This window comes from Pseudomonas putida, from assembly GCF_028682455.1.
Taxonomy (GTDB): Bacteria; Pseudomonadota; Gammaproteobacteria; order Pseudomonadales; family Pseudomonadaceae; genus Aquipseudomonas; species Aquipseudomonas putida_AA.
The window spans coordinates 1,280,185-1,305,686 of the sequence record NZ_JANHLD010000002.1 but is presented as its reverse complement, the minus strand read 5'-3'; the positions used below and the strand labels follow the sequence as shown (position 1 = coordinate 1,305,686).

Genomic DNA, 25,502 nt, shown 5'->3' with positions numbered 1-25,502 from the left:
GGCTACACCTCGGCATACAGGCGGCCAGGGTTGAAGATACCCTGGGGGTCGAGCTGGGATTTCAGCTGCCGGTGGTAGCGCAGCAGTGGCGGGGCCAGCGGATGGAACGGGCTGTCGCAGTGGCCGGCGGTGAAGCAGGTAGCGTGCCCGCCGACATCGGCGGCGATCTGGCGGATCTGCGCGGCATCGGCATCGGACTTCAACCAGCGCTGCGCGCCACCCCAGTCGATCAGTTGCTCCCCGGGCAGTACCAGCACGCTAGTATTGGTTGGAACCGACAAGCGCCACAGCGGGAGCGGGCTGGCGAAGAATTCCAGGCGTTGCTCACGCAGGTCGGCCCAGTACGCGCGCTCGATCAGTTCACCGCCGAGGTGCTCGCGGGCGGCCATCACCGAGCCTTCGCCCCCTTCCAGGCGCAGGTGCAAGGCCCGGCCATCATGACTGGCAGCGCTCAGTGGCAGGGGTTGCTGGCCCCACTCGGCGAGCTTGCGCAGGGCCATGGCGCTGTCCATCTCCAGGCGCAGGCTGAGGCACTGGCGCGGCTTGGGCAGCACTTTCAACGACACCTCGGTAATCACCCCCAGGCAGCCAAAGCTACCGGCCAGCAGGCGCGAAAGGTCGTAGCCGGCCACGTTCTTCATGACCTCGCCACCAAAGCGCAGGTGCTTGCCCGTGCCGGTGATCAAGCGGGTACCCAGCACCAGATCGCGAACCGCGCCGGACCAAGGTCGCCGCGGGCCTGAGAGGCCCGTAGCGAGCATCCCGCCGAGGGTCGCGGCATTGCCATGCAGCGCGGGCTCACAGGTGAGCATCTGCCCGGCTGCGTCCAGCAAGGCGTCCAGCTCGGCCAATGGCGTGCCGGCGCGGGCGGTGATCACCAACTCGGTCGGGTCATAGCTGACGATGCCGCGATGGGCCCGGGTATCGAGCACTTCGCCTTCAACGTTGCGTCCGAGAAACGCTTTGCTGTTGCCCCCCTGAATGCGCAGTGGCGTCGAGCGGTCGAGGGCGTGCTTGACGTGGTCGAGAAGTGCCGCACTGGCGTCGCAGTCATGCTGCATAACCATTAGAAACGCTCCAGGTCAGGGAAGGGCAGCTGGCCGTGATGGACGTGCACGGCACCGAATTCGGCGCAGCGGTGCAGGGTGGGTATGTTCTTGCCGGGGTTGAGCAGGCCGCTCGGATCGAAGGCTGCTTTCACCGCGTGGAACAGGGTCAGCTCATCGCTGTTGAATTGCACGCACATCTGGTTGATCTTCTCGCGGCCCACGCCGTGCTCGCCGGTGATGCTGCCGCCCACCTTGACGCAGAGCTCGAGGATCTTGCCGCCCAGCGCCTCGGCACGCTCCAGTTCGCCGGGCTGATTGGCGTCGAACAGAATCAAGGGATGCATGTTGCCGTCACCGGCATGGAACACGTTGGCCACACGCAGGCCGAATGCTTCGGACAGCTCGCGGATACCCCTGAGCACACCGGGCAGCTCGCGCCGCGGGATGGTGCCATCCATGCAGTAGTAGTCCGGCGAGATGCGTCCGACGGCCGGGAAGGCATTCTTGCGCCCGGCCCAGAACTTGACGCGCTCGACCTCGTCGCGGGCCATGCGCACCTCGGTGGCGCCGGCCTTGTCCAGTACCGTGCCGACACGCTCGCACTCGTCATGCACGTCGGCTTCCACCCCATCGAGTTCGCACAGCAGGATGGCCTCGGCTTCCACCGGGTAGCCGGCGTGAATAAAGTCTTCAGCGGCGCGAATCGCCAGGTTGTCCATCATCTCCAGGCCACCTGGAATGATGCCAGCGGCAATGATTTCACCCACCGCTCGCCCGGCTTTTTCCACGGAGTCGAAGCTTGCCAACAACACCTTGGCCACCTGCGGCTTGGGCAGCAGCTTGACCGTGACCTCGGTGATGATCCCAAGCATGCCTTCGGAGCCTGTGAACAAGGCGAGCAGGTCGAAGCCGGGCGAGTCCAGGGCATCGCTACCCAGGGTCATGCGCTCACCTTCGATGGTGAGAATGTCTACCTTGAGCAGGTTGTGTACGGTCAGGCCGTATTTCAGACAGTGCACGCCCCCGGCGTTCTCGGCGACGTTACCGCCGATCGAACAGGCTATCTGCGAGGATGGGTCCGGTGCGTAATACAGGCCGTAAGGCGCGGCTGCCTGGGATATCGCCAGGTTGCGTACGCCTGGCTGCACGCGGGCATAACGCCCCTCTGGGTTGATCTCGAGAATCTGCTTGAAGCGCGCCATTACCAGCAGGACGCCCTGGGTCACAGGCAATGCACCGCCCGACAGGCCCGTGCCGGCTCCCCGCGCCACCACTGGTACTTTGCGTTGATAACAGAGCTTGAGCAGTCGCTCCACGTGCTCGATGCGCTCGGGCAATACCACCAGCATCGGCGTGGTGGTGTAGGCAGAGAGCCCGTCGCATTCGTAGGGTTTGAGGTCTTCCTGAGCGTGCAGCACTTGCATGTCCGGCAGTTGCTCACGCAGTTCAGCCAACAGGGCGGCCTTGTCGACCTTGGGCAGTGCCCCGTCGATGCGCTCGTCGTACAGAATACTCATGGCAGGCTTCTCGCTTGACGTTGTTCTTGTGTGCAGCACCGGTAGCGAGCCGATCCGCTTGTTATGGGTTAGGTGTAGAGCGTTGAACGACCGTCGTCTATCGCTTCATGAACTGGTACGACCAGTTTTTTCAGGCGCGAAGCCAGTCATTGGATGCCAGATGCCTTATAACGAAAGGGTGCCGCAACTAAAGTGAGCGGCAGGTGAGTTACCCATCAATACTGGTACTACCAGTTGCCGGAGGTGCTTGGCATGCATGAAGAGACATCCGGCAAGCGTCGCCAGGTGAGCGATGTGGTGGCCGAGCGGGTTGAGCGATTGATCGTCGACGGTGTGCTCAAGGTCGGCCAGGCACTGCCTTCGGAGCGTCGCCTTTGCCAAAAGCTGGGAATATCCCGTTCGGCCCTGCGTGAAGGGCTGAAGGTGCTGCGCGGGCGCGGCATTATCGAGACGGTCCAGGGCCGCGATTCGCGGGTTGCCACACTGAACGGTCCGCCCAATGCCAGTCCGCTGATGCACCTGTTCAATTCGCAGCCGCGCACGCTCTTTGACCTGCTGGAGGTACGGGTGCTGCTGGAGGCCGAGTCAGCGCGTCTGGCGGCCTTGCGCGGAACCGATGCAGACTTCGTCCTGCTGACCCGCCGCTACGAAGAGATGCTCGCCGCTCACAGCCAGGCGGAATCGCTCGACCCGCGTGAACATGCCCGTCTTGATCATGCCTTCCACCTGGCGATTTGCGAGGCCTCGCACAATCCGGTGTTGCTGCACACGCTGCAGTCGTTGACCGACCTGATGCTCAGCACCGTGTTCGCCTCGGTCAACAACCTCTACCACCGGCCCAAGCAAAAACGCCAGATCGACCGCCAGCACGCACGTCTCTATCACGCGGTCATCGAGCGCCTGCCCGAGCAAGCGCAGCGCGCCGCGCGCGAACACATCAACGGCATCCGCGACAACCTCAAGGAGATCGAACTGGAGGAGCAACGCCTGGTGCGCGCAACCATGCGTCTTGAAGGGTGGACGTAGGGGGCATGAATCGGGCAGCCAAGCGACCCACCCGGCGCTATTCTGAATGAATAACCCCTTGGGGCATTTATCATGCGCAGGATGATGCTGTTACTCGCCGTCAGTGTCGTTGCGGCTTGCCAGACCCCGATTCCGGTTGCCGATCCACAGATGGCCTGGGTCGATTTCTCTATCCCCTTTCCCAACGACAGATAGCTGCTGGCCGAACGCCTGGATAAACAGCGCCTGCGCGATGGGCGCTATTTCCAGGTCACCCCCGGCAGTCACGAGCTGGTCGTTCGGTTCGACTACGAAGTCGCCGGTGGCGGGGGCATGGGCACGATGGGAGGCCCCACCGTACGTGTGTGCTACCTGACCCTCAATTACGCCCATTTCGAAGCGGGCCAGCGCTATGTCCTCGAGGGCCGCTCGATCGCGCTCACCCCCGAGGCCCGGTTGTACAACGCCAAGCGTGAGATCGTCACGGAGCTCAGCGATTTCTATTGCCTCATGTGAGGCGAATCAACTGGATTGAGCACTGAGTTCTTCAGAGAGTTCGTCGGTATTCTCGGATTGTCCGGCCAACTCGGTGATCACACTGAAGTCGCTGACCTCCACGGCGCCTAGCCCGTAGCCCAGCAGGTGGAAAGAAAACGCCTTGCGTGACTCAGGGTTGTCGAAACTGAAATCCATCTCCAGCGGCTTGTCGGCGGTCACCACCATTTCTGCGGGCAGGCCCAATGGCACATCCTGCTCCAGCTCCTTGGCCTTGAGCAGGATGTAGGCGTTCTGATGTGGGTCTACCGAGCGTACGGTCAGGCGCACCCGTGTCTGCGAGCCCTTGGGCATTTCCAGGTATTGGGCGCCGATGAGGTTATCGGCCCAGTCATCCTTGATCTGCGCTTGAAGCGGGATGATGGCGGGACTACCGAACTGGTAATGCTGGTTCAGCGGCGTGCGCAGCAACGATTGATCCAGGGCGGTGGCCCTCGCCGTGACCAGTCGAGCGCGTGAGCCCCCGTACTGGCCTACCAGGGTCTTGCGTTCGGCGATGAATCCTTCACTCGCGTACTGCTGGCAGCGCTGCTGGAAGTCGCACTCGGCAAAAGTGCCCTGGCCATCGTGGTAACGAAGCTTGCCATTGGTGTACGACATGATCTCGCGGCCTGTGGCGTAGTCACGGAACAGTGAGCGACCGCTCAAGGCCTTGGGAACGGGCAGGGCAAAATAGTCGAGGATCGACGTGCTCAAGTCGATATGCCCGTACACCCCGGACTTCACATGGGGCAGCTGATGCTGCTCGGGTGCGAGCATCAGGTTGAAGCCCCACGATGATGCCAACCGCACGCCATCAATGCCGTGGGATTCGTCCGAGGTAATCACCACCAGGGTGTCTTGCAACACGCCCTGGCTTTCCAGGCCGCCGAGAAACTCACCCAGGGCGTCGTCCAGGTACGCCACGGCGGCCTGCTTGGGGGTGTCGTAGCGTTGCAGGTAGTCATCGGGCGCCGAGTAGGGCTGGTGGGTGCCAACCGTCAGCAGGGTCAGCATCCAGGGCTGCTGTTGCTTTTTCAGCTGGCCGACGTAGTCCAGGGCCCCTTCAAAGAAGGCCTTGTCATCCTTGCCCCAGGGGAACTCCAGGTAATTGCTGTTGGTGAACCATTCAAGACCCAGGGTCGTGTCGAAGCCGATGTGCGGCATGATCTTGTCTTTGGCCATGAAGCGCAGGCCGGCGCCCTGCAGGTAGTGCGTCGCAAACCCGTTCTTGTGCAATTGAGCGGGCAGGCACGCCTGGTTGCGTTCATTCTGGGTCAGCATCTCGACGCCCTTGGGGGTGCCATTGTCGAGCTTGTCGTAGTCGCCGCAGAGCATTGCATACAGGCCGCGGATGGTCTGGTGGCTGTGCAGTACATAGTCCGGGGTGTTCATGCCGCGCTCTGCCCAGCGGCTGAGGTTGGGCATGAGGTTTTCCTGGTAGCTGCTGTGCAAGGCCTGGCGGTTGACGTCCAGGTAGGCGCCGGGGATACCCTCGAGTGCGATGATCAGTACGTTGCGGGCGATTCCCGGTGCGGCGAGCAGCTTGTGTCCTTCGAGGTCCAGCTGGGTGAGCCCGGCCATGTTCGGTGCGGCATCGACAACGTCGCCCTCCAGCCACTCTTCCATGCGGATCTGCACGTCGCCAACGCCTGCGGCCAGCAACTGATGAGGCAGGTTGTACACGTACCACTGGTCGGCGTCAGAGGGGCGCAGATGCTGGGCGCCCCAATGGCTGATCAACAGCAGCAGCGGTACTGCCCATGCGCTGCGCGGCAATCGCGGCAAGGGGGTGGAGCGCCCCAGCCAGTGCGTTGCCAGCCAGATCGCCAGGCCAAGCAGCAGGGCGACGGGTAGCCAGGGTTGCGCGAAACCACCGCCAGTGGAGTTTTCCAGAAACTGAGGGTCGACCAGGTAGTGCAGGTCTGCGGCATTTGGAAGCCTGCCCACAGCGCTGACCAGCTCGACCGTGGCCAGCGTCAGGACGCCCCATGCCAGCAACACAGGCAGCGCTTGCCACCAGGGGCGGCGATGCAGGAGTACGATGAGCAGGCCCGCAATCCCCAGGTCTGAAACAAAACCGAGCGGGTTCGACCAGCCCAGTGCCGCGCGCAGGCCCAGCGGTAAGACCAGCACCAGCCCGGTCAGGGCAACAAGGCGCGCAATGGGGTGCCGTAACAGGCGGCGGATGACGTTCACAAAAAACCTTCCAATCATCAAAACTTCACATAAGTATGCTCGATGGTACCAAGCTATGTGAAAGCTATCCGGGAAAATATCGAATCGCCCCGGTTTCGCAGGTACTGCTGTGCCCTGGACCTTGGAAGAACCTGCTGTAGCGTACGTCGGCCTGCAGTTAAAGGTTCTAGGAAACGTCCTATTTACTTCATTTTTACAATAGGGCTGTGGACAGCTTACTGCAGGAATATAAGTATTTGCCCCTGATGAATACAGGGTGGCTTGAAACGCGCATGTTATCTGATAAAGAACACCAGGCAGGTGATCTGCTGAAGCAAAGATTCCGGCGTAATAGGGCGCAACGCATCAATGCTGCAATGCTTCGGCAAGGTTCCTTGTGGTACGACAACTTCCTCACTAACAACTCGCTTCTGGATTATTTCGCGGTAGTGCTTCCCGGCGTCAGGTTTGGCCAAGGGCTGACTGACTTCAAGGACTTGGCCAATCACAATTATCGTTCGATCCTACAGGCCCTGGGCACGTTGGAGCGCGAAGAGTCAGCGTTTTTCGACGTGTTCATTCAGTCTGGCTTCTATGCCTGTCACTCTACCAATAGCGAACATGTGGTCAATGGCCAACATGATCTGGTTCTGCACTCAAGGCGCAAGTTGATCGAGGACAAAGTGATCTTCCCGAAGCGCAACACCGATAGTTGCGATCTGTTCGGGCTTGCCAATGACGATAATGTGTTCTTTTCATTGGAGGTCGGTCTGCCGCCCAGGAAAAATCCGCTCAGTGGTGCGGGCAGTCGATTCGGCAGGACGGTCTATAAAGTCCCGTTCCAACATCCGGTTTTTTCATCCTCGTCCCTGGTACTTCTCGATCAACTTGAAATGGACATCCCCACTTGCAGAATCAAAGGCATCAGTGACCAGGCGAAAACGATATTGAATGGTCGGTCCTATACCCGAAGATCAATCTGTTTTTATGGGAGCAAGTCATTGCCGGCACTGGCCTTGTCAGTGATATCGGTCGCCAGGCTCCTGGCGGAAAAAGACCGCATGGTACTGCTGGGCTTCAGGTCGGAAGGCGATCTCAATGAGCTTGTACGTAACCTGTTCAGGGTGGAGATCAGGGTCCCGCGCATGGTGGGCATCCGATTTGGCGATTACTACAAGTTCAAATTCTGATGGCATAGAAAAGCCCGCGCAGTGGCGGGCTCGGTGTCGATGATATCGTGGCGACCGTCAGGCCATCAGCGCGATGCCCAGGCGTTGAAACGTTGTTCCAGGTGTTCGCCATGGTCGGCCCAGAACAGCGCGTCCACTGGAATCTGCTGGGCAAGGTTCTCGGGCGCGGTGGGCAGCTCGGCGATGCGGGCCTTGTCGAGCAGCTCCATTGCCTGCAGGTTGGCAGCGCCGTAGTCGATGGCCTCGGCGAAGCTTTTCTGTTGCAGCGGCTCAAGCGAGAAGGCGATGAATTCGCGGGTTTTTTCCTGGCTGGAGGCGCCGCGCGGTATCGCCCAGGAATCGAATTCGTAGAGTCCCCCGGACCAGACGATCTTCAGGTCATAGGTTTTGCGCTGCTCGGCCGAGAGGCGCCCGTTGTAGACCGAACTCATGACCACGTCGCCCGCCGCGAGGTACTGGGGCGGCTGTGCACCGGCCTCCCACCACTGGATGTGCGGCTTGATCTGGTCGAGCTTGGCAAAGGCGCGGTCCTGTCCGGCCTCGGTTGCCAGCAAGGTGTAGACCTCCCCGGGCGCTACACCGTCGGCGATCAGCGCGAACTCCAGCGTCGACTTGGCCAGCTTGCGCAGGCCGCGCTTGCCCGGGAATCGCTCGACGTCCCAGAAGTCTTTCCAGCCGGTCGGGGTTTCTTTCAATTTGCTGGCGTTGTAGGCCAGTACGGTGGAGTAGACCAGGAAGCCGATACCGCAGGGCTGGATGGCGCCAGGAACGAAGTTCTGGGTATCGAGGCCGATCTGCGCCGGGTCGAGGGTCTCGAACATGCCCTCGTCACAACCGCGCGCCAGTTCGGCAGACTCGACCTCTACCGCATCCCACGAGACGCTGCGGGTGTCGACCATGGCTTTCACCTTGGCCATCTCACCGTTGTATTCCCCGGAAATGATCTTGCTGCCGCTGGCCTGCTGCCAGGGTTTGTAGAAGGCCTTTACCTGGGCCTCTTTGTTGGCGCCCCCGAAGGAAACGATGGTGAGGTCGGCCGCAAGGCCGTGGCTGGCTGTGATGATCCCCGTTGCCAGTGCTGCGAATTTCAGAGTTTTGATCATTATTGTTATCTCCTACTGTTCAAGGGTGATTGCAAATCACTCAAGACACCGGGATTAACCAGGCCTTCCCAGGCGAGAGACTTCCGGTTCTCGATCCGTTCGGCGCAGGATGGAGTGCATGTACCACCCGGCAACGAACAATAGTGTTTTCCTATGGTCCATTTTCTTGCCGTGTAAGGTGGCACGGAACGAAAGGTAGAAAAATTCTACTTTTTCTAATGTTTAGATAGGCACTAACTAAACTAATGCGGCGGGCGGGAATATCGATTCAAACGGGCCAGGGTGCGCCCAGTAAAAAGCCCGCCGAAGCGGGCTAATGCCGAGCGAAAAAGGGGAAAAGCTCAGCACTTTCAGTGTAGGTTGCTTTTCGCCGCTGGCGAGTGCACGTCGGCGGTCGATTCACTGATATCAACCAGCGCGGCCTCGATATTTTCCATGGCGTCGGCAATACGCTGCAGCGCTTGCTCCGGGTAGCCTTCAGTGCTCGGGGATACGCCTCTCATGCTGGTGGCCAAGGCCAGTTGGGCATCAGCGAGTCGGGAGAGTAGCGATAGGGTGCGTTTGTCCGAAACCATGGGCAGTCCTCCGGGCTATCGGGGCAGATTAGCGGGCGAGGGCAGAAACGAAAAGCCCGGTAATTACTCAATCATTCATCAGATTCGCAACGCCACGGGTGATGAACTCCAGGTTCTCGTCCAGCTTGGCCAAGGCATTGCGTATCTTCATCGACCCGTCGTGGGGCCCATGAATCTGTTCGATCCGGTTGGAGAGTTCCTCGACCGCCTCAGCGATGGCGAGTTGGTTTTCGTTGAGTTTGAAAATCAGCGATGGAATGAGGTTGTTGGTAGACATGGCCGGTTCCTCATGAAGTGAAGAAAATCTAGCAGGTTCTGATAAGCCCGCCGAGGCCGGCCCGCATGTACCGCACCTAAGTACTGAATCCAACCATCTACGCCATTCTTTGGTGCCGTTTCTGCGCAACTTTCTTGACGCGGTACAGGCCCCTGCCAATTCTGCGCTGACAAAACAACAACCACCACCGCAGAAGGACCTGAGCCATGCTTGGCTATTACGCGCAGTACAGCACGACCTACCTCACCGTCCTGATGACCCTCACCACGCTGTTCTTTGCCCTGCCGATTTTTGTCGCGCCCCTGGCATGGGCCAGGCTGATGCGCTGGACACTCCCCGAGCAGAAACACCTGGCCACTTACTTTGGTCGCTGCCTGGGCGCGTTCATCCTGGTGGTCGAGGCCTGCATGCTGCGCTCGGTCACCACCGGCACCCAGTTCAGCTATGCGTTCGACGTGCTGTTCGTGGTGTTCGCACTGATGTTCGTGGTGCATGTCTACGGCGCGGTCCGGCGCATCCAGCCGATCACCGAAACGCTGGAGATCGGCTTCTGGATGGCCTTGTTCGTGCTGAACATGCTGTTCTACCCGGCCACCTCGATCACGCTGTAGCCACAGCCCGCCGTTCAGTCCAGGTCCGAGGCCTGATGCCGCTCCGGTACCTGGCTGGCTTCATCACCCCAGGTGCGGTTGACCCGCAAGCCACGGATCACCGCAGGGCGCTTGGCGATCTCCTGCGCCCAGCGTTGCAGATGGGTGTATTCATGCACGCTCAAGAACTCGGCAGCCGAGTACACGTTGCCCAGCGCCAGCTGGCCATACCAGGCCCACACGGCGATGTCGGCGATGGTGTAGCAGTCGCCGGCAAGGTAGGGGCTTTCGGCCAGGCGACGGTCGAGTACATCCAACTGGCGCTTGGCTTCCATGGTGAAGCGGTTGATCGGGTATTCGAATTTTTCCGGGGCGTAGGCATAAAAGTGCCCGAATCCACCGCCCAGATAAGGGGCCGCGCCCATTTGCCAGAACAGCCAGTTCAGGGTCTCGGTGCGCCCGGCCAGGTCCTTGGGCAGGAAGCTGCCGAATTTTTCTGCGAGGTACAGCAGGATCGAACCCGACTCGAACACGCGAATGGGCGGATGTTCACTGCGGTCCAGCAGGGCGGGGATCTTCGAGTTCGGATTGACGGCAACGAAGCCGCTGGAGAACTGGTCGCCCTCGCCGATGCGGATCAGCCACGCATCGTATTCGGCGCCGCTGTGCCCCAGGGCCAGCAACTCTTCCAGCAAGATGCCGACCTTGACGCCGTTGGGCGTGGCCAGCGAGTAGAGCTGTAGCGGGTGCTTGCCCACCGGCAGCGCCTTGTCGTGGGTGGGGCCCGCGACGGGGCGGTTGATGTTGGCGAATTCGCCGCCATTGGGCGCTTCGTGCCGCCAGACCTTTGGCGGAACATAGGGGGCCTTGCTCATGTGACGAACCTCCTGGTGGGCAATGCGAAGGGCAAAAGTGTGCGCCCGCCAGCATACGCCCGGCAATGGCCACAGGGGCAAAATAGAGCATGCGAGGTTTCTTTTCCGCGTTCGATGCAGGCCAAATGATGTACGGCTAGAGTGTAGGAAAACGGTGGGTACGGGCTTGGCCGACGTTAGCCACAACGCACGATCAATGCCGTCAAACGTTGGCGAGCCGCTTCCATGAATGCAGCGTCATCCTGGTTCAAGCAACTGCCGTTTCGGGCACTCGCGCCCACCGCTGCGAAGGGCCAGTTCAATCTGCTGCGCTGGTTCTCGGTGATCAGCTTCATCATCATTGGCGCCGTGGCCATTGGTCTGGGCTCGCTGTCGACGCGTTTCTTGATGAACGAGAGCCTGGAGCGCGATGCGTTGTTGTCAGCCCAGTTCATCCAGGCCGTCGCCATCGGCGAGATCCGCCACCACGATTTGTCCGGCATGCAGATGGGCGCCATTCTCGCGCCGACGGTGTATGGCATGTTGAACGAGGAAACCCTGCGCAATCGGGTGCGGGCGCGTTCCGAATTTCTCGACCACCTTGCCCACCTTCCCGATTCGCTGCTGGCGACGATTTACTCGCCCGGGCGGATGGTGGTGTGGTCGACCAATCCTGCCTTGATCGGGCGCAAGATCATCGGCGACCCGGCCCTTGAGGCGGCATTCACGACCCGTGGCCAGGTGTCGGCCAAATACAACGAAGTCCAGCAACAGCGCTTCGAGCAGCAATTCATGCAGCCTCCCCGGGCGTTCTTCATCGAGAACTACATTCCGCTCAACGATGAGCAGGGCAATGTGTTGGCCGTGGTCGAGATCTACAAGGAGCCGGTGGACCTGATCGAGCGGGTCAACCGCGGCTTTCGCTTGATCTGGATGGCCACTGCGCTGGGAGGCCTGGCGATCTACGTGGGGTTGTTCTGGATTGTCTGGCGCGCCTCCAAACTGTTGGCATCGCAGCAAGACCAACTGGTGGCCAACAAGACCTATGGCGGGTTGGTCGAAATGTCGACTGCCGTGGCACACAGCATGCGCAACCCGCTGGCGAGCATCCGCACCAGCGCGGAACTTGCGCAGGGGATGCCTGGGCAGCCGGCGGGCAAGTACATCGACGACATCGTCAGCCAGGTCGATCGCATGTCGATCTGGGTGCGGGACCTGTTGCTGTGCCTGCGACCGCTGCGCGGCGAGTCTGAGCAGGTCGACCTGGTCGATGCGGTGCAGGGTACGCTGAAGGGCTTTGAACAGCAGATCGAACGTTTGAAAATCCAGCTGACCTTCGACCCCGTGCCGGTGCCCTTGGTGATCAACCACCCGTTGCTGCTGGCCCAGGTACTCAACAGCGTCATCGCCAACGCCATCGAGGCGATGCCCGAAGGCGGTCGCCTGCACCTGGCGACCTCCCTGTCTGCCGACGGGCAAAAGGTTTACCTCGCCATCAACGACACCGGCAAAGGCATGACACGCCAGCAGGAAATGGCGGCCTTCAAGTCGTTCTATACGACCAAGCAAGGCGGACTGGGCATCGGCCTGATCATGGTCAAGCAGATCATGGAACGGTTCGGCGGCGAGGTTCAGCTCGACAGTCGCGAACAGGCAGGCACGCGTATCTGCCTGTGCTTCAGGGTCAACGGCTGAAAGCGACGGGACTCAGTCGTGGCGCAGCTGCAAGGTACCGAGGATGCACACCGAGGCATCGTCGGAGGGGGTCGAGCTGGTGTAGTCGACCTGGTTGTAGACCCCGCCATGGAAGTTGAACGTGCGGGTACTCCAGCTGCTGTCCATTTGCAGGGCGCCGGTGCTGGCGCTCAAGCCGTTGCACCTGGCAGTGAGGGTAAGGGCCCCGTTGCCGGTCACTTCCAGTGTCACCGTAAAGGCAGCGCCCAGGGGTACGTTGCCCAGCAGCGTAACGCTGGCGGGCGCTGCCTGGTTGAAGCGCTGGCGAAAGCCGTAGCTGATCTTGCCCTTGTTCCAGAACACCTTGAGCGCGGGGCTGTCGTCGTCCTTCACGTGCAACTGCGAAATCACCACTTTTTGTGCATGGTTGACCCGGTTCAGGGTCATGACCTGATGGTTGCGATGCAGGGCGGCGCTGTCCAGGCTCCAGTAGAGCGGCTCTTTCCATTCGCAGCGGGTGCGATGGGTGCTTTTGCTGGAGGCGCCCCTGGTGGGGGCGGTAAAGCGCACCGCGCCGTCGGCGAGGCTGGCGAGCACCGCCGGGTAGCGTTCCAGGGCCTGGGCGCCGGTGAGTTCCAGGGCAACCGGATCGCTGGCGGATTTGGGCACGGGGAGGGTGATGGTGAGCTTGTTGATGTTGACAGACATGAGTTTTCTCCTGAAGGGCGCGACAGAATGTGTCGCGCTCAGGGTAAAACTAGCTGCGGGCTAAATATGCGTCAATGCATAAGCTAAATTAATTTAGCTTTGGCGGGCGGGTTTGCGATCAGGTTCTCAAAGAAACCACCGATACTCCCGCGCACTGATTTCATGCAAAAAGGCCAGGTGATCCTGGCGCTTGTTCTCGCAATACACCATCACAAACTCGCTGCCCAACCCTTGATTGACCGCCGGATGGTGGCGCATGGCGCTGACCGCGGTAAGCATGTCCTTGGGAAATTCGATGCCGCTGCCGCGGTCTTCATTGAGCGGGGCGATGGGCTCGCGGCCGGCGTCCAGCCCGTGCTCCATACCGCACAGGATGGCAGCCAGCACCAGGTACGGGTTGGCGTCGGCACCCGCCAGGCGATGCTCGATACGCAGGTTGCGTGGGTCGGACTCAGGGATGCGGATGCATGCATCGCGGTCTTCATAGCCCCAGCTGGCGCGACTGGCGGCATTGACCATGGCGCCGTAGCGACGCATGGCGTTGTGGTTGGCGGCGAAGACCGGCATGCAGTGCGGCAGCAGTTCCAGGCAACCCGCCACGGCATGGCGCAGCGGCTGCTGGTGATTGGCGGCCAGCAGGTTGTTACCCTCCTGGTCGTACAGGCTGACATGCACATGCATGCCGCTGCCCGGGGCCTGAAGGTAGGGCTTGCTCATGAAGCTTGCCCGCATGCCGTGCTTGAGCGCCACGCCGCGGGTGCTGCGGCAGAATAGCGCCGCCCAGTCGGCGGCGCGCAGGCCGTCATCGCAATGACCGAAGTTGATCTCGAACTGGCCTGGGCCAAGTTCCGCGGTGATCACGTTGGCGTCCACTCCTTGCTCGTTGGCCGCCTCGACCATCTCGCGCAGCACATCGGAGTAGCGCGACAGGCGCTCGATGTGCATGTTCGGCTGATCGTCGGCGTCATCGCTGAACGGGTCGCGAGGGAACTGCGGCAGGCCATCCTTGAGACTGCGGTCGAACAGGTAGAACTCAAGCTCGAAGGCCACCACCGGGCGAATGCCACGCTGCTCGAGGCGCTGCAGCACGCGGGCGAGCACTTCACGGGGTTCGAACTCGATGGGGGCGGGAGTGCCGTCGGAGCTGATCAGCATCTGACCCAGGGGCTGGTTCTCCCAGCGCACCGGCTTGAGGGTGCCGGGGATCAAGCGCCGGGGCGCATCGGGGTCGCCATCGTTGAAGCAGTAGTCGCCAATCGGGAACAGCCCGCCCTGGACGCCCAGCAGCACGCAGTTCTGCGGTAGCTTGAGGGGGCTGCCGGCGGCGACTTTCTCGAGCATGTCGATGGGGTAGCGCTTGCCATAGAAATGCCCGGGGATGTCCAGGCTGATCAGGTCGACATAGCGCACTTCGGGGAACCGGGTGCGAAATTCACGGACTTCAGTGAGCAGATCGGGAAAGCTTTTTGTTGTTGTCATCGATTGCGATCCTGCAGCGTTATTCAACGAAATACCCAGAGTACCCGGGTCGCTTGGTCGGTCAGGTTGGCGTAGCGGAACTGGCTGTGGGGCGGTAGCTGGAAACTGTCGTTGGGGTTCAGGGTCACGGGCTCTTCGCTGTCGTCGAGCCACAGGCTCAACTGCCCCTCCAGGACAAAGCCGCCTTGCTCGGAGCTGTCGTCCAGATGCCCTTCGCCGCTGCTGGCGCCTGGCGCCAGGTGGCTTTCGAGCATGGAGAACCCACCGGTGAGCTTGGGCGAGACCAGCACGTCGGTGATGCCGCCGGCGTAGTACAAGGTGCGGCGCTCACCGGGGCGGGTGACCCAGTCCAGCGCGCGGGGCTTGCTCAGGTTGTAGAAGTAGGTGGTGGGCACGTCCAGGGTTTCGCTGATGGCCGTCAGGTCGGCCACGGTGGGGCGCGACAGGCCACGTTCGACCTGGGACAGAAAGCCCACCGAGCGGTCGATGCGCTGGGCCAGTTCACCCAGGGTCAGGTTGCGGTGCTTGCGCAGGTCACGGATCAGGATCGCCAGGCCTTCGATTTCATCCTGCATGTCCATGGTGCTGTCCTCTCAAAGGTTGTCGCGCAGGCGGTACCAGGCCTTGGCCGCCGCTTCCAGGGGCGCGGCGAGCAGGTCGCCGCCGGGGAAGCGGCCGTTGTCGATGGCCTGGTACAACGCCAGCAGATCGGTGTCGCCGAGAATGGCATCGCTGACGGCGCGGGCGCCGGCCAGGGTCGGCAGTACGCCATGCCCGGAAAAGCCCTGCAACCAGTAGCGTTGGCCGCTGCTGCCGATGTCCGGGGTGCGTCGCAGGCTGCAGTCGAGGTGCCCGCCCCAGGCGTGCTCGATAGCCACGCCACGCAGTTGCGGGAATGCGCGCTCCAGCACTGGCCGGGTGGCGGCCGCCACATCCCGGGGAATGCCGCCCAGGTAGGTGCAGCCCCCGCCGAACAGCAGGCGGTGGTCGGGGGTCAGGCGGAAATAGTCGGGTACGAACTGGTTGTCGATCACGCAGCTGTTGCGCGGCAGCAGCGAGTGGGCCAGGGCCGGGTCCAAGGGCGCGGTGGCCACCTGGTAGGAGCCCACCGGTAGCAGGCGGCGCGACAGCTGCCGGTCGAGGCCATCGATGTAGGCATTGCAGGCCAGCACCAGTACGTCGCTGCGTACCTCGCCGTGCGCGGTGCGGGCCACAAAGCCGTTGGCGGTTTCGCGGTAGTCCACAACCCGGGTTTGCTCATACAGCTGCCCGCCTGCGGCCTCGATGGCACTGGCCAGGCCCTGGGCCAGTTTCAGCGGGTTGAGGTGGGCGCCTTCGGGGTCGTGGAGCGCGGCCTGGTAGCGGGGGCTGTCGATCCAGTCGGGCAGCTCGGTGCGTTCGATAAGGCGCAGCTTGTCGTAGCCCCACTTCTGCGCAGCCTCGCGCTGGGCTTCACGCAGCATCCCGACCCGGCGTGGCAACACTGCCGTCCACAGGCTGCCGGGGCAGTAGTCGATGTCAAACCCGTGGCGCTGGGGCAGCTCGCGCATTTCATCGGCAGCCCAGCGCATGCTGTCCCACAGGCGGCGGGCGCGCTCATGGCCCAGGGCCTTTTCCAGTGGCGGCATGTCGCACGACCAGCCCAGCAACGCCTGCCCGCCGTTACGTCCCGACGCCGCCCAGGCCACCCGGCTGGCTTCCAGCACCGTCACCCGCTTGCCAGCCAGGGCCAGGCGCAGTGCGGTGTGCAGGCCGCTGAAACCGGCGCCGATGACCAGCACCTCGGTGTCGAGGTTTTCATGCAGGGTGGGGCGCAGCGGGAGGGCGGTGGGGAAGGTACGGGCGTAATAGCTGGCGACATGCTGGGCGGATTGCTTGAACATGGCGGGTCTCGTGAATTTTTATTGGTATATTTTCATGAAAAACTACCAGATAAATTTCACGGATCCAACCCCTATCGAGTTTTACAAGCGTCGTGCGTTCCACACCAGCAGTACCCGCGCCTGGATATGCAGCTTCTCCAGGGCAGCGCCTTCGATCATCAACGGTGGATACAGGGGGTTATCGGAAATCATCCGCAAACCGCCGCCCGTCAGGCGCTGCAAGCGTTTGACGAACAGGTCGCCGTCCAGGCTGAACACGTAGACAGCGTCGGTGCGCACCTCATCGACACCGCGGTCCACCAGCAGGGCGTCGCCATCGTTGAAGGTGCCAGCCATGCTGTCGCCTTGGCCGCTGATGATTGCCAGGTTGGTGAGGCTCGAATAGTGGATGCCCTGGCCGCGCAACCAGTCCTGGTGCACGGTCAGGTCGCGGATCACCTCGATGTGGCTGGGCGCAGTGTTGCCGGTGCCCATGGAGCCGCGGATATCGAAGTGGGGGATGGTGATGAAGCCTGGTGCCGGTTGTGTCGGGGTGGCGGGTTGCATCGGCGTCGTTTGTTGCAGCACATCCATCCAGCCTGGCGCCAGGCCCTCGGCGGTTTCGATGCGCCGTGCCACCTCGTCCCCGAGGTTTTTCTCGGTCTTGTGCGAGAGGATCTGGCTCAAGTGCGCCGGGCTGATGCCCCAGCGCCCCGCGCAGGTGGCCTTGCGCTGGACGCCGATAAGTTGGAGCAGGTTGGTCTTGCGGATGTCGTGAATCTTCATGGGCACCGGCTACCATTATTTAGCTGAGTGCTAAACAGGCTAAACCAAAAGGCGCCCCCCGGCCAAACCGCTCATTGCGTCTGCAAGGCACCGCTGCGTGGTTTGACCAGGCGCTGGCGCAACAGGTCGTAGGCCCAGTTGTAGGCCATGGTGTAGGGCAGCATGAAGACGAAGAATCCGATCTCCAGCGTGAACGCCTGCAGCAACGACAGATTGAGCATAAGCGCCGCAATCGGCACACCGATCACCACAAAGCCGATCTCGAAGCCGCTGGCATGCAGGGCCCGGACCTTGACGGTACGGGTCACCCGATCGGCGGGCCAGAAGCGGTCGAACACCGTGTTGTAGAGCATGTTCCAGAGCATCGCCACGGTCGAGAGCACCACCGCCAGGGTACCCACCTCCAGCATCGAGCGGTTCAGCAACCAGCTGCCGATGGGGGCACAGATCAGCACGGCAATGGCCTCGAAGCCCACGGCGTGGACAATTCGCTCGGCAAAGGATTTGTTGGAGGCAATCATGACAACACCTGGACGATTGATTTCGGTGGCATGATTTTCATCGCTTTTTTGCGTATGTTAAAAATAGATTCCATCGATAAAAGCGATACACCATGCGCTATTCACCTGAAGCTTTGCAGGCCTTCGTCGAAGCGGTCGCCCTGGGCTCCTTTTCGGCGGCGGCGCGTAAACTGCGCAAGAGCCAGTCCACGGTCAGCGCCGCCATTGCCAACCTTGAGGCCGACCTTGGGGTCAGCCTGTTCGACCGTCGGGCCCGCCACCCGGTGTTGACCGAAGCCGGGCGCAAGGTGCTGGGCCATGTGCAGGAAATTCTCGCGGCCAGTGAGCGGTTGGACGAACTGAGCATCCGCCTGGCAGACAACGTCGAGCCGCGCCTGACCCTTGTGTTGTCCGACATGTACCAGCTCAGCCCGGACAATCACGTGATGCGTCAATTCGAGCAGCGTTACCAGGACATCGAGCTGGAGTGCATGATCGCCGAGGCGGGAGATGTGCTGAGCCTGCTGCAAAGCGGGCGGGCACACCTGGGTTTGCTGGCGGCGCAGCCGACGTATCCGCCGGACATCGCCGTCCGGCGTTTGCCGGGCCATGCGCAGATGGGCATTTTTGTGGCGCGCGAGCACCCGCTGGCAAGTCACCAGAGCCTGACCCAGGCGAACCTTGCCAGCCATCGCCAGCTTTACCTCAACACCTGGGCCGACACTGAAAACAAACCTCAGGGTCGGATCTGGTCGGCACCGGATTACTTGTTGCTGCTGGAGATGACCGAGCAGGGGTTTGGCTGGGCCGAACTGCCCCACGGGTTGGTGCAGCAGTATGGTCATGGGCAATTGGTGGAGTTGCCCCTGGCCGGCTGGCCGCGGCCTATTGCGGTGGATGCGGCGTGGTCGCGGTTGACCCCGCCGGGGCCGGCCGGCTTGTGGTTGCTGGACTGGCTAACCGGACACAACAGCTAAGGGCAGGCACCCGCGACCGGCCGCAATGCGGCCGTAATCAGGGCGACACCAACTTGGCACACTCATTGGAGAGCAGCCCCCTCCCACCATACAGTTGCGCCCGGTTTCGACCCTCATCCTTGGCGGCATACAGCGCACTGTCCGCCATCGAAAGCAAACGTGGCAGATCTTGCCCGCCTGTACTGCCAACGATACCGATACTCACGCTGAGCAACCCAGGCTCCAACAATGGCAGGGTGTAGAAATTGCTGCAGATTCGCTGGGCCACCAGCAACGCTTGCGCTTCATCGGTATTGGCCAACAAACAGGCAAACTCTTCGCCACCGATACGGCCAAACACATCCCCCTGGCGAATGTTCTGGCTGGACACCTGGCTGAAGGCAATCAACGCCTGGTCACCGGTATGGTGGCCATAGTTGTCGTTGAGCCGTTTGAAATGGTCCAGATCGCACAGCAACAAGGCCACCGGCTCTCCCCGGCGGGTGCAGTCGGCCAATAGCCGTTCGCCACGGGACAGGAACGCACGGCGGTTGCCGATACCGGTCAGCGGGTCGGTGTAGGCCGCCGCCTTGAAACGCAACTCTGTACGCTCGCGCACCATGGCCAGGGTGACGTAGGCAATGCCGATGGCGTAGAGCATCGATTCGAACAGCAGGAAGGAGAAAAACCGCGTGCCGCTTCCGGTACCGGCCAGCGCATGCTCCAGCGAGATCCCGTGGTCGGCGAAACTGCGTATCGTGTAGAAGAGGGTGTGTATCAGCATCAGTACCAGCGCAGGCAGGTAGCTGGCTTCAAGGTGCTTGCGCTTGCGCCACAGTTCGATCATCGACAGGCCCGCATACCCAGCGGTGAGCAACGAGTACAAGGTCACACGAACGCCCAGGTCCTGGTAGAACCCGGGTGTCAGCCCCCACACCAGCCAGAGCAGGGCGCCGGCAAGGATGCCCGGCAGGTGCGGCGACCGTCCCCCGAACACACGCATGGCGGTCCAGTTCATCGCCGCCCCCAGCAACAGCACGACGTTGCCCAGCACCAGGGCAATGAAGTCGGGGGCCGTGCCGCGAAGGCTGACCAGCGATACCCCGAGAGCCGCAAGCAGCAGCATGCTGGCCAAGTACCCCAGGGTCCGCTCACGCGTTCCGCGGCTCCAGGCATGCAAGGTCAGCAGCCCCATCAGCGCGAAAATGAACACGGCCACCAATAACAGGGTCGGGATGCTCAACAGCACGTGTAACGCTCTCCATGCGGCCCGGCGGCTCGATTCAGCGGCATGCTAGCTGAGCGAGTGGTACTTTGCTATCACTGACTGCCCTGCGAAGGCTTCAGCAGATGCCACCTGCTGCCTGCGCGGGCTGGACGTCGAACTGCAGCCCCACCGGCGCCGGGCACAGCTGGCCGCGGCGCACCAGGCGTCGTTCGGCCGGCACGGCGGCGACTGCCGCCGCCGCGTTCGGCGCCTTGAGGATGATGAAGGTCGCCTCATTGCCGACCTTCAGGCCGTAGTCGCTTTTCTCCATGAGCGTAGCGCCGGCCGTAGTCGCCATCGCCAGTGCAAGGTTCAGCTCTTCGTCGCTGTAGAAACCGGAGCGATACCCGACGAGCATGGCGCGCTGGAGCATGTCGGCGTTGCCGTAGGGCCACCAGGCGTCCTGAATGTTGTCGTTGCCGGTGAACACGTTCACCCCGGCAGCACGCAGTTGCAGTACAGGCGGGAAGGGGTGGTCGCCCGGGGCGTTGGTCATGATCGAAATACCGGCCTTGGCCAATATTGCCGCCGTGCGCTGCACGACATCCCGTTCCACCTGGCCCAGGGCATAGGCATGACTGACGCTGACACGCCCCTGCAAACCGGCTGCGCAGGTGCGCGCGGCAATCCGCTGCAATTGCTCGATGCCTTGCAGGCCGGGCTCGTGCAGGTGGATATCGACCTTTACACCATGGCGCTCGGCAATCCCGAACACCACGCCCAGCTGGCCTTCGGCATCGCCATCCAGCGTGGTGGGGTCGATACCGCCGATTACCTCGGCGCCCTCGGCGATGGCCGCTTCGAGCACGTCGGCGGTGCCCGGGCACGACATCACCCCGGCCTGGGGGAAAGCCACCAGCTCGATGTCGACGATGCCGCGCCATTTTTCCCGGGCCTGCATGACCGCATGCAGGTTGCTCAGGCCGGTGGTGGCATCGACATCCACATGGCTGCGCATCGCCACGGTACCGAACGACACCGCCTGGCGGATCAAGGCATCGGCGCGCTCGACCATCGGCGGCGCCAGGGCCAGCTCGCGCTTTTCCACGGCCAGGCGCTCACGCAGGCTGGCGACGGGCTGGTGCGGGTGCCAGCGGTCGCCAACAAAGCTTTTGTCCAGGTGGATATGCCCGTCGACAAAGCCGGGCAGCAACAGGTGCCCGCCAAGGTCGATGCGCTCTGCACCTTCAAGGGGACCCAGGTCGGCGCCCAGGCGAGCGATACGGCCATCGGTGACGGCCAGGGAGAGGGGGCTGCCGTCGGCGGCGACGGCATTGACGAAAACACGATCAAACATTTCAGGACCTCTTTGGGGAGCGCGCCCACCCTATTAAAAGCCCTGGTGCCTTTGCCAATTAAATATCGGGATCGATATCAGTCGGATCGTGAATGGCCAGGGTTCAGCCGCCCAGCAGGTGCTTGAGCGGGTGGTAGTCGGCCTTCAGGGTTTGTGTGGCCTTGAGGATGGCTTCTTCGATGCCCCGCAGGTGCGTACACACCAACTCGATGGCCGCCGACTGGTCGCCCGCTTCGAGGAACTCGATCAGGCGCAGGTGTTCGTTGCCACGGCAGGCTTCATGGCGTTCGTCGTCCAGGGTCGAGGCGTACAGCGAGCCGCGTTCGATCAACTTGCGGAACCAGTCCAGCAATACCGGGTTGTCCAGCACCTCGGCCAGGCGCAGGTGGAATTCCCCGAGCAAGTTGACATAGCGGGCGTGGTCGCCTGCATCGGCGGCGGCTTCTTCCTCGGCCACATGTTGGCGCAGGGGCTGCAGCAGGTCTTTGTCAGGGCGGCGGCACAGCTCGGTGACAATACCGATCTCGATCAGGCGGCGGGTTTCGAACACCGAACGGATATCTTCGTCGCTGGGCAGTGACACCCAGGCGCCCTTGTTCAGTTCGGTGGACACCAGGCCATCGCCTTCAAGTTGCTTGAGCGCCGCGCGCACCGATGTGCGGCTGACCTTGAACAGCTCCGCGAGCGACGACTCACCCAGTTTCATGCCGGGGCGCAGGGTGCGCTTGCGGATCGCCTCGTGGACCCCCAGGTAGACACGCTCAACGGTCGATGCGGGGAGTTTTTCCGTCATTACCAGCTCCGATATTCCTTGATCGCACCAGCATGCCGTAAATGTGCCGAGACAAAAAGTTGCAGCGTGAAATTGTGCGCCATCGCGGGGCAAGCCCGCCCCTGCACCCAGGTAGGAGCGTGCTTGCCCCGCGATTTTAGAATTGTGTACCCGCGTATCACGCAAATGGATACACGTTACGGTAATTCGTTACGACAATTCACATTGTTGTCACCTGGGCATTTGACCGTTCGATCAGTTAAAGACCCTTTCAGCAGTCGTTGAAGCAAATTTTTTAATCATGAAAATCAATTGTTTATAAGCATTTTTCGGGAAGTGGCAAGTACCGTTTCGACTCCCTTTGGCACATATATTGTTCCTCGAAAATCGTAATACAAGAATTGTATGCAATCTTTGTATGCATGGCGCCAAGGCGCCCGACAGCGGTCCCAACTCTTCAAGTCCAACAATAATGTGCTGTAGCACCTCAGATGCTGCAGCAGGAGCCCGGGGAACATGCAATTGGATACTTCCAAACATCTGGACAGTGCGTACCTGCCGCCCGACGCTGCCGTCTCTGCCCTTGCCTCCGGGCACGGTGGCCTGAGCCCGAAGCTGCACAACGCCGACCTTGCCCCCACCAAAGCCGCAGGCCGGCGCTGGGGCGGCTACAGCATCTTCGCGCTGTGGACCAACGATGTGCACAACATCGCCAACTATTCCTTTGCCATGGGCCTGTTCGCCCTCGGTCTGTCGGGTTGGCAAATGCTGGCGGCCCTGGCGGTGGGCGCGGCGCTGGTGTACTTCTTCATGAACCTGTCCGGCTATATGGGCCAGAAAACCGGGGTACCGTTCCCGGTGATCAGCCGCATGAGCTTCGGTATCTATGGCGCGCAACTGCCGGCAATCATCCGTGCGGTCATCGCCATCGCCTGGTTCGGTATCCAGACGTACCTCGCCTCGGTGGTGTTGCGGGTACTGCTGGTGGCGATCTGGCCGACCCTGGCCAGCTACGACCATAACGCCATACTCGGGCTGTCGAGCCTGGGCTGGGCCAGTTTCGTCGCCATCTGGTTCGTGCAGCTGGTGATCCTGACCTTCGGCATGGAAATGGTGCGCAAGTACGAATCCTTTGCCGGCCCGGTGATTCTCTCTACGGTGCTGGTGCTGGCGGTATGGATGTACCTGCGGGTGGACGGCAACCTGGCCTGGTCGGTGGGCGAGCCGCTGACTGGCGTCAAGATGTGGACCCAGGTGTTCGCCGGCGGTGCCCTGTGGCTGGCCATCTACGGCACGCTGATCCTCAACTTCTGCGACTTCGCCCGTTCTTCGCCGTGCCGCAAGACCATCCGTGTCGGCAACTTCTGGGGCCTGCCGGTGAACATCCTGGTGTTTGCGGTGATCAGCTTCGTGCTGTCCGGGGCGCAGTTCAGCATCGATGGCACGGTGATCGACAGCCCCACCCAGATCATTGCCGCAATCCCCGACAAGACCTTCCTGGTGCTCGGTTGCCTGGCGTTCCTGATCGTCACCGTGGCGGTGAACATCATGGCCAATTTCGTTGCCCCGGCGTTCGTGCTCTCAAGCCTTGCCCCGAGCCGCCTGAACTTTCGCCGCGCCGGCCTGATCAGCGCCACCCTGGCGGTCCTGATCCTGCCTTGGAACCTCTACAACAGCCCGCTGGTGATCGTCTACTTCCTCTCGGGCCTGGGCGCGCTGCTTGGCCCACTGTACGGAATCATCATGGTCGACTACTGGCTGATCCGCAAAGCCCAGGTGCATGTGCCAGACCTCTACAGCGAAGCGGCCAGCGGTACCTACCACTACACCCGCGGGGTCAACTACAAGGCCATCGCCGCCCTGGTGCCCTCGGCCATCGCCGCCGTGCTGCTGGCGCTGGTACCGGCGTTCAGTGACCTGACGCCGTTCTCCTGGCTGTTCGGGGCGGCCATTGCCGGTGGCGTGTACTACCTGATCTCCGATCGCAAAAAACACTACGTGGACTGTTCCGGCGAACACTTCGCCGTCGACAGCGCCCAGCACTGAGCGTCACGCACAAGGAATAGACCGATGAGAATACTGGTAGTCAACGTCAACACCACCGCGTCCATCACCGACGCCATCGCCCGCCAGGCGCGCACCGTCGCCTCGCCGGGCACCGAGATCGTCGGCCTGACGCCGCGCTTTGGCGCGGAGTCGGTGGAAGGCAACTTCGAGAGTTACCTGGCGGCCATCGCCGTCATGGAGCGGGTGCTCAGCTACGACCAGCATTACGACGCGGTGATCCAGGCCGGCTACGGCGAACACGGTCGCGAAGGCTTGCAGGAACTGCTCAACGTGCCGGTGGTGGACATCACCGAGGCGGCTGCCAGCGTGGCCATGCTGCTGGGCCATCGTTATTCGGTGGTGACCACCCTGGACCGTACCGTGCCGCTGATCGAGGATCGGCTGAAACTTGCGGGCCTGGACAGCCGCTGCGCATCGGTGCGGGCCAGTGGCCTGGCGGTGCTGGAGCTGGAGGAAGACCCGCAACGGGCTATCGAGTCGGTGGTGCGGGAGGCCGAGGAGGCGGTGCGAGTCGACAAAGCCGAAGTGATCTGCCTGGGATGCGGCGGCATGGTCGGGCTGGATGAACGCATCCAGGCGCGTACCGGCGTGCCGGTGGTCGATGGCGTGACGGCGGCGGTTGCCTTGGCCGAGTCGCTGGTGCGCTTGAAGTTGAGCACCTCGAAGGTGCGGACCTATGCGCCACCACGACCCAAGCAGATCCTGGGTTGGCCGCGGGCTTTGCTGGGTTGAAAAACGATCGTGGGGCAAGCCCGCTCCTACCCTGTAGGAGTGCGCTTGCCCCACGATGGCTATCAGCGATGTTTATGCTTGTGTTTATGCTTGTGCTTGTGACCGCCACCACCGGAATCATGGCGATCATCGTCGGCAATGTTGTTACCCAGCGCACCGCCAGCGGCGCCACCCAGGCCCGCGCCGATGGTCGAGCCGGTCTTGCCGCCCACCTGGTTGCCGATCACCGAGCCACCGGCCGAACCCAGGCCGCCGCCAATGGCCGCCTCCGTGCGGTTGCCCTTGCGAGCCCCCACCGCACTGCCGGCCGCGCCACCCACACCGGCACCAATGGCCGCGCCGGTGCTGCCACCGATCTGCTGGCCAACCACATTACCCAGCGCGCCACCCAGGCCACCACCAATGGCAGCGGTGCCGTCGCCGGCGGCCAGGGCACCCTGGGAGAGCACAATGCCCAATGTCAGAACAGAAAGTGAAATACGCATGATGTGAACCTCAGGCAACACGGTTGTCAGTCAGGAGAAAAGGCA

General features: G+C 62.0%; 24 protein-coding genes and 1 pseudogene. 8 read left to right on the top strand and 17 right to left on the bottom strand.

The window, feature by feature from the left end; genetic code table 11:
- Positions 1–2: 2 nt before the first annotated feature.
- Positions 3–1,061, bottom strand: coding sequence for a glycolate oxidase subunit GlcE (gene glcE / locus NPS58_RS16485; protein WP_425313081.1), 1,059 nt, complete (start codon positions 1,059–1,061; stop codon positions 3–5).
- Positions 1,062–1,066: 5 nt separating this feature from the next.
- A complete protein-coding gene (glcD, locus tag NPS58_RS16480) occupies positions 1,067–2,566 on the bottom strand; it encodes a glycolate oxidase subunit GlcD (protein ID WP_274116418.1) in 1,500 nt (499 codons plus the stop codon).
- 252 nt (positions 2,567–2,818) lie between these two features.
- Between glcD and glcC the strand changes: the two genes are divergently transcribed.
- Together glcC and NPS58_RS16470 are read left to right on the top strand one after the other, a co-directional pair.
- A complete protein-coding gene (glcC, locus tag NPS58_RS16475; protein ID WP_274116417.1) occupies positions 2,819–3,592 on the top strand; it encodes a transcriptional regulator GlcC in 774 nt (257 codons plus the stop codon).
- A 72-nt stretch (positions 3,593–3,664) separates the two neighbouring features.
- A pseudogene (locus NPS58_RS16470) lies at positions 3,665–4,087 on the top strand (hypothetical protein).
- Positions 4,088–4,093: 6 nt separating this feature from the next.
- On the opposite strand, the gene NPS58_RS16465 reads toward NPS58_RS16470, so the two are convergent.
- Positions 4,094–6,304 (bottom strand): LTA synthase family protein, encoded by a 2,211-nt coding sequence (locus NPS58_RS16465; RefSeq protein WP_274116416.1) that lies wholly within the window; start codon positions 6,302–6,304, stop codon positions 4,094–4,096.
- A 236-nt stretch (positions 6,305–6,540) separates the two neighbouring features.
- Here NPS58_RS16465 and NPS58_RS16460 point away from each other — a divergent pair, with 236 nt between their 5' ends.
- Positions 6,541–7,473, top strand: coding sequence for a hypothetical protein (locus tag NPS58_RS16460; protein ID WP_274116415.1), 933 nt, complete (start codon positions 6,541–6,543; stop codon positions 7,471–7,473).
- 65 nt (positions 7,474–7,538) lie between these two features.
- Here the strand turns inward: NPS58_RS16460 and NPS58_RS16455 are convergent, their stop codons facing one another.
- The 3 genes from NPS58_RS16455 to NPS58_RS16445 all read right to left on the bottom strand — a co-directional run bounded on the left by NPS58_RS16455 (position 7,539) and on the right by NPS58_RS16445 (position 9,428).
- Positions 7,539–8,576: an ABC transporter substrate-binding protein gene (locus NPS58_RS16455; RefSeq protein WP_274116414.1), complete on the bottom strand. Its 1,038-nt coding sequence runs from the start codon at positions 8,574–8,576 to the stop codon at positions 7,539–7,541.
- 350 nt (positions 8,577–8,926) lie between these two features.
- Complete coding sequence (locus NPS58_RS16450) at positions 8,927–9,151, bottom strand: hypothetical protein (protein WP_274116413.1); 225 nt, start codon at positions 9,149–9,151, stop codon at positions 8,927–8,929.
- 67 nt (positions 9,152–9,218) lie between these two features.
- A complete protein-coding gene (locus NPS58_RS16445) occupies positions 9,219–9,428 on the bottom strand; it encodes a hypothetical protein (RefSeq protein WP_274116412.1) in 210 nt (69 codons plus the stop codon).
- 206 nt (positions 9,429–9,634) lie between these two features.
- Here NPS58_RS16445 and NPS58_RS16440 point away from each other — a divergent pair, with 206 nt between their 5' ends.
- Positions 9,635–10,039: a hypothetical protein gene (locus NPS58_RS16440; protein WP_274116411.1), complete on the top strand. Its 405-nt coding sequence runs from the start codon at positions 9,635–9,637 to the stop codon at positions 10,037–10,039.
- 14 nt (positions 10,040–10,053) lie between these two features.
- Here NPS58_RS16440 and yghU read toward each other — a convergent pair whose 3' ends face one another.
- Positions 10,054–10,893, bottom strand: a complete 840-nt coding sequence (gene yghU, locus NPS58_RS16435) for a glutathione-dependent disulfide-bond oxidoreductase (RefSeq protein WP_274116410.1) — start codon at positions 10,891–10,893, stop codon at positions 10,054–10,056.
- A gap of 225 nt (positions 10,894–11,118) precedes the next feature.
- On the opposite strand from yghU, the gene NPS58_RS16430 reads away from it, so the two are divergent.
- The gene (locus NPS58_RS16430) at positions 11,119–12,567 is read left to right on the top strand and encodes a sensor histidine kinase (RefSeq protein ID WP_274116409.1); all 1,449 of its coding nucleotides are present in this window, start codon (positions 11,119–11,121) and stop codon (positions 12,565–12,567) included.
- A gap of 12 nt (positions 12,568–12,579) precedes the next feature.
- On the opposite strand, the gene NPS58_RS16425 is transcribed toward NPS58_RS16430, so the two are convergent.
- The 6 genes from NPS58_RS16425 to NPS58_RS16400 all read right to left on the bottom strand — a co-directional run bounded on the left by NPS58_RS16425 (position 12,580) and on the right by NPS58_RS16400 (position 17,902).
- Positions 12,580–13,254, bottom strand: coding sequence for a polysaccharide lyase family 7 protein (locus NPS58_RS16425; protein WP_274116408.1), 675 nt, complete (start codon positions 13,252–13,254; stop codon positions 12,580–12,582).
- Positions 13,255–13,380: 126 nt separating this feature from the next.
- On the bottom strand, positions 13,381–14,733 hold the full coding sequence (locus NPS58_RS16420) for a glutamine synthetase family protein (protein ID WP_274116407.1): 1,353 nt from the start codon (positions 14,731–14,733) through the stop codon (positions 13,381–13,383).
- Between the two features lie 23 nt (positions 14,734–14,756).
- Complete coding sequence (locus tag NPS58_RS16415) at positions 14,757–15,314, bottom strand: helix-turn-helix domain-containing protein (RefSeq protein WP_274116406.1); 558 nt, start codon at positions 15,312–15,314, stop codon at positions 14,757–14,759.
- Positions 15,315–15,326: 12 nt separating this feature from the next.
- On the bottom strand, positions 15,327–16,616 hold the full coding sequence (locus tag NPS58_RS16410) for an NAD(P)/FAD-dependent oxidoreductase (RefSeq protein ID WP_274116405.1): 1,290 nt from the start codon (positions 16,614–16,616) through the stop codon (positions 15,327–15,329).
- 81 nt (positions 16,617–16,697) lie between these two features.
- A complete protein-coding gene (locus NPS58_RS16405) occupies positions 16,698–17,381 on the bottom strand; it encodes a S24 family peptidase (protein WP_274116404.1) in 684 nt (227 codons plus the stop codon).
- Between the two features lie 71 nt (positions 17,382–17,452).
- On the bottom strand, positions 17,453–17,902 hold the full coding sequence (locus NPS58_RS16400; protein WP_274116403.1) for a multidrug/biocide efflux PACE transporter: 450 nt from the start codon (positions 17,900–17,902) through the stop codon (positions 17,453–17,455).
- Positions 17,903–17,994: 92 nt separating this feature from the next.
- Between NPS58_RS16400 and NPS58_RS16395 the strand changes: the two genes are divergently transcribed.
- Positions 17,995–18,858 carry a LysR family transcriptional regulator gene (locus NPS58_RS16395; RefSeq protein WP_274116402.1) on the top strand — a complete coding sequence of 288 codons (864 nt, stop codon included), beginning with the start codon at positions 17,995–17,997 and terminating at the stop codon, positions 18,856–18,858.
- Between the two features lie 37 nt (positions 18,859–18,895).
- Here NPS58_RS16395 and NPS58_RS16390 read toward each other — a convergent pair whose 3' ends face one another.
- The 3 genes from NPS58_RS16390 to NPS58_RS16380 form a co-directional block, all read right to left on the bottom strand.
- Complete coding sequence (locus tag NPS58_RS16390; protein WP_274116401.1) at positions 18,896–20,086, bottom strand: GGDEF domain-containing protein; 1,191 nt, start codon at positions 20,084–20,086, stop codon at positions 18,896–18,898.
- Positions 20,087–20,180: 94 nt separating this feature from the next.
- A complete protein-coding gene (locus NPS58_RS16385) occupies positions 20,181–21,401 on the bottom strand; it encodes an amidohydrolase family protein (protein WP_274116400.1) in 1,221 nt (406 codons plus the stop codon).
- A gap of 103 nt (positions 21,402–21,504) precedes the next feature.
- The gene (locus NPS58_RS16380; protein ID WP_274116399.1) at positions 21,505–22,194 is read right to left on the bottom strand and encodes a GntR family transcriptional regulator; all 690 of its coding nucleotides are present in this window, start codon (positions 22,192–22,194) and stop codon (positions 21,505–21,507) included.
- A 495-nt stretch (positions 22,195–22,689) separates the two neighbouring features.
- Here NPS58_RS16380 and NPS58_RS16375 point away from each other — a divergent pair, with 495 nt between their 5' ends.
- Both NPS58_RS16375 and NPS58_RS16370 read left to right on the top strand, forming a co-directional pair.
- Positions 22,690–24,219, top strand: a complete 1,530-nt coding sequence (locus NPS58_RS16375) for an NCS1 family nucleobase:cation symporter-1 (RefSeq protein ID WP_274116398.1) — start codon at positions 22,690–22,692, stop codon at positions 24,217–24,219.
- Positions 24,220–24,243: 24 nt separating this feature from the next.
- Positions 24,244–24,972 carry an aspartate/glutamate racemase family protein gene (locus NPS58_RS16370; RefSeq protein ID WP_274116397.1) on the top strand — a complete coding sequence of 243 codons (729 nt, stop codon included), beginning with the start codon at positions 24,244–24,246 and terminating at the stop codon, positions 24,970–24,972.
- A 62-nt stretch (positions 24,973–25,034) separates the two neighbouring features.
- On the opposite strand, the gene NPS58_RS16365 is transcribed toward NPS58_RS16370, so the two are convergent.
- Positions 25,035–25,457 (bottom strand): glycine zipper domain-containing protein, encoded by a 423-nt coding sequence (locus NPS58_RS16365; protein ID WP_274116396.1) that lies wholly within the window; start codon positions 25,455–25,457, stop codon positions 25,035–25,037.
- Between the last annotated feature and the right edge of the window lie 45 nt (positions 25,458–25,502).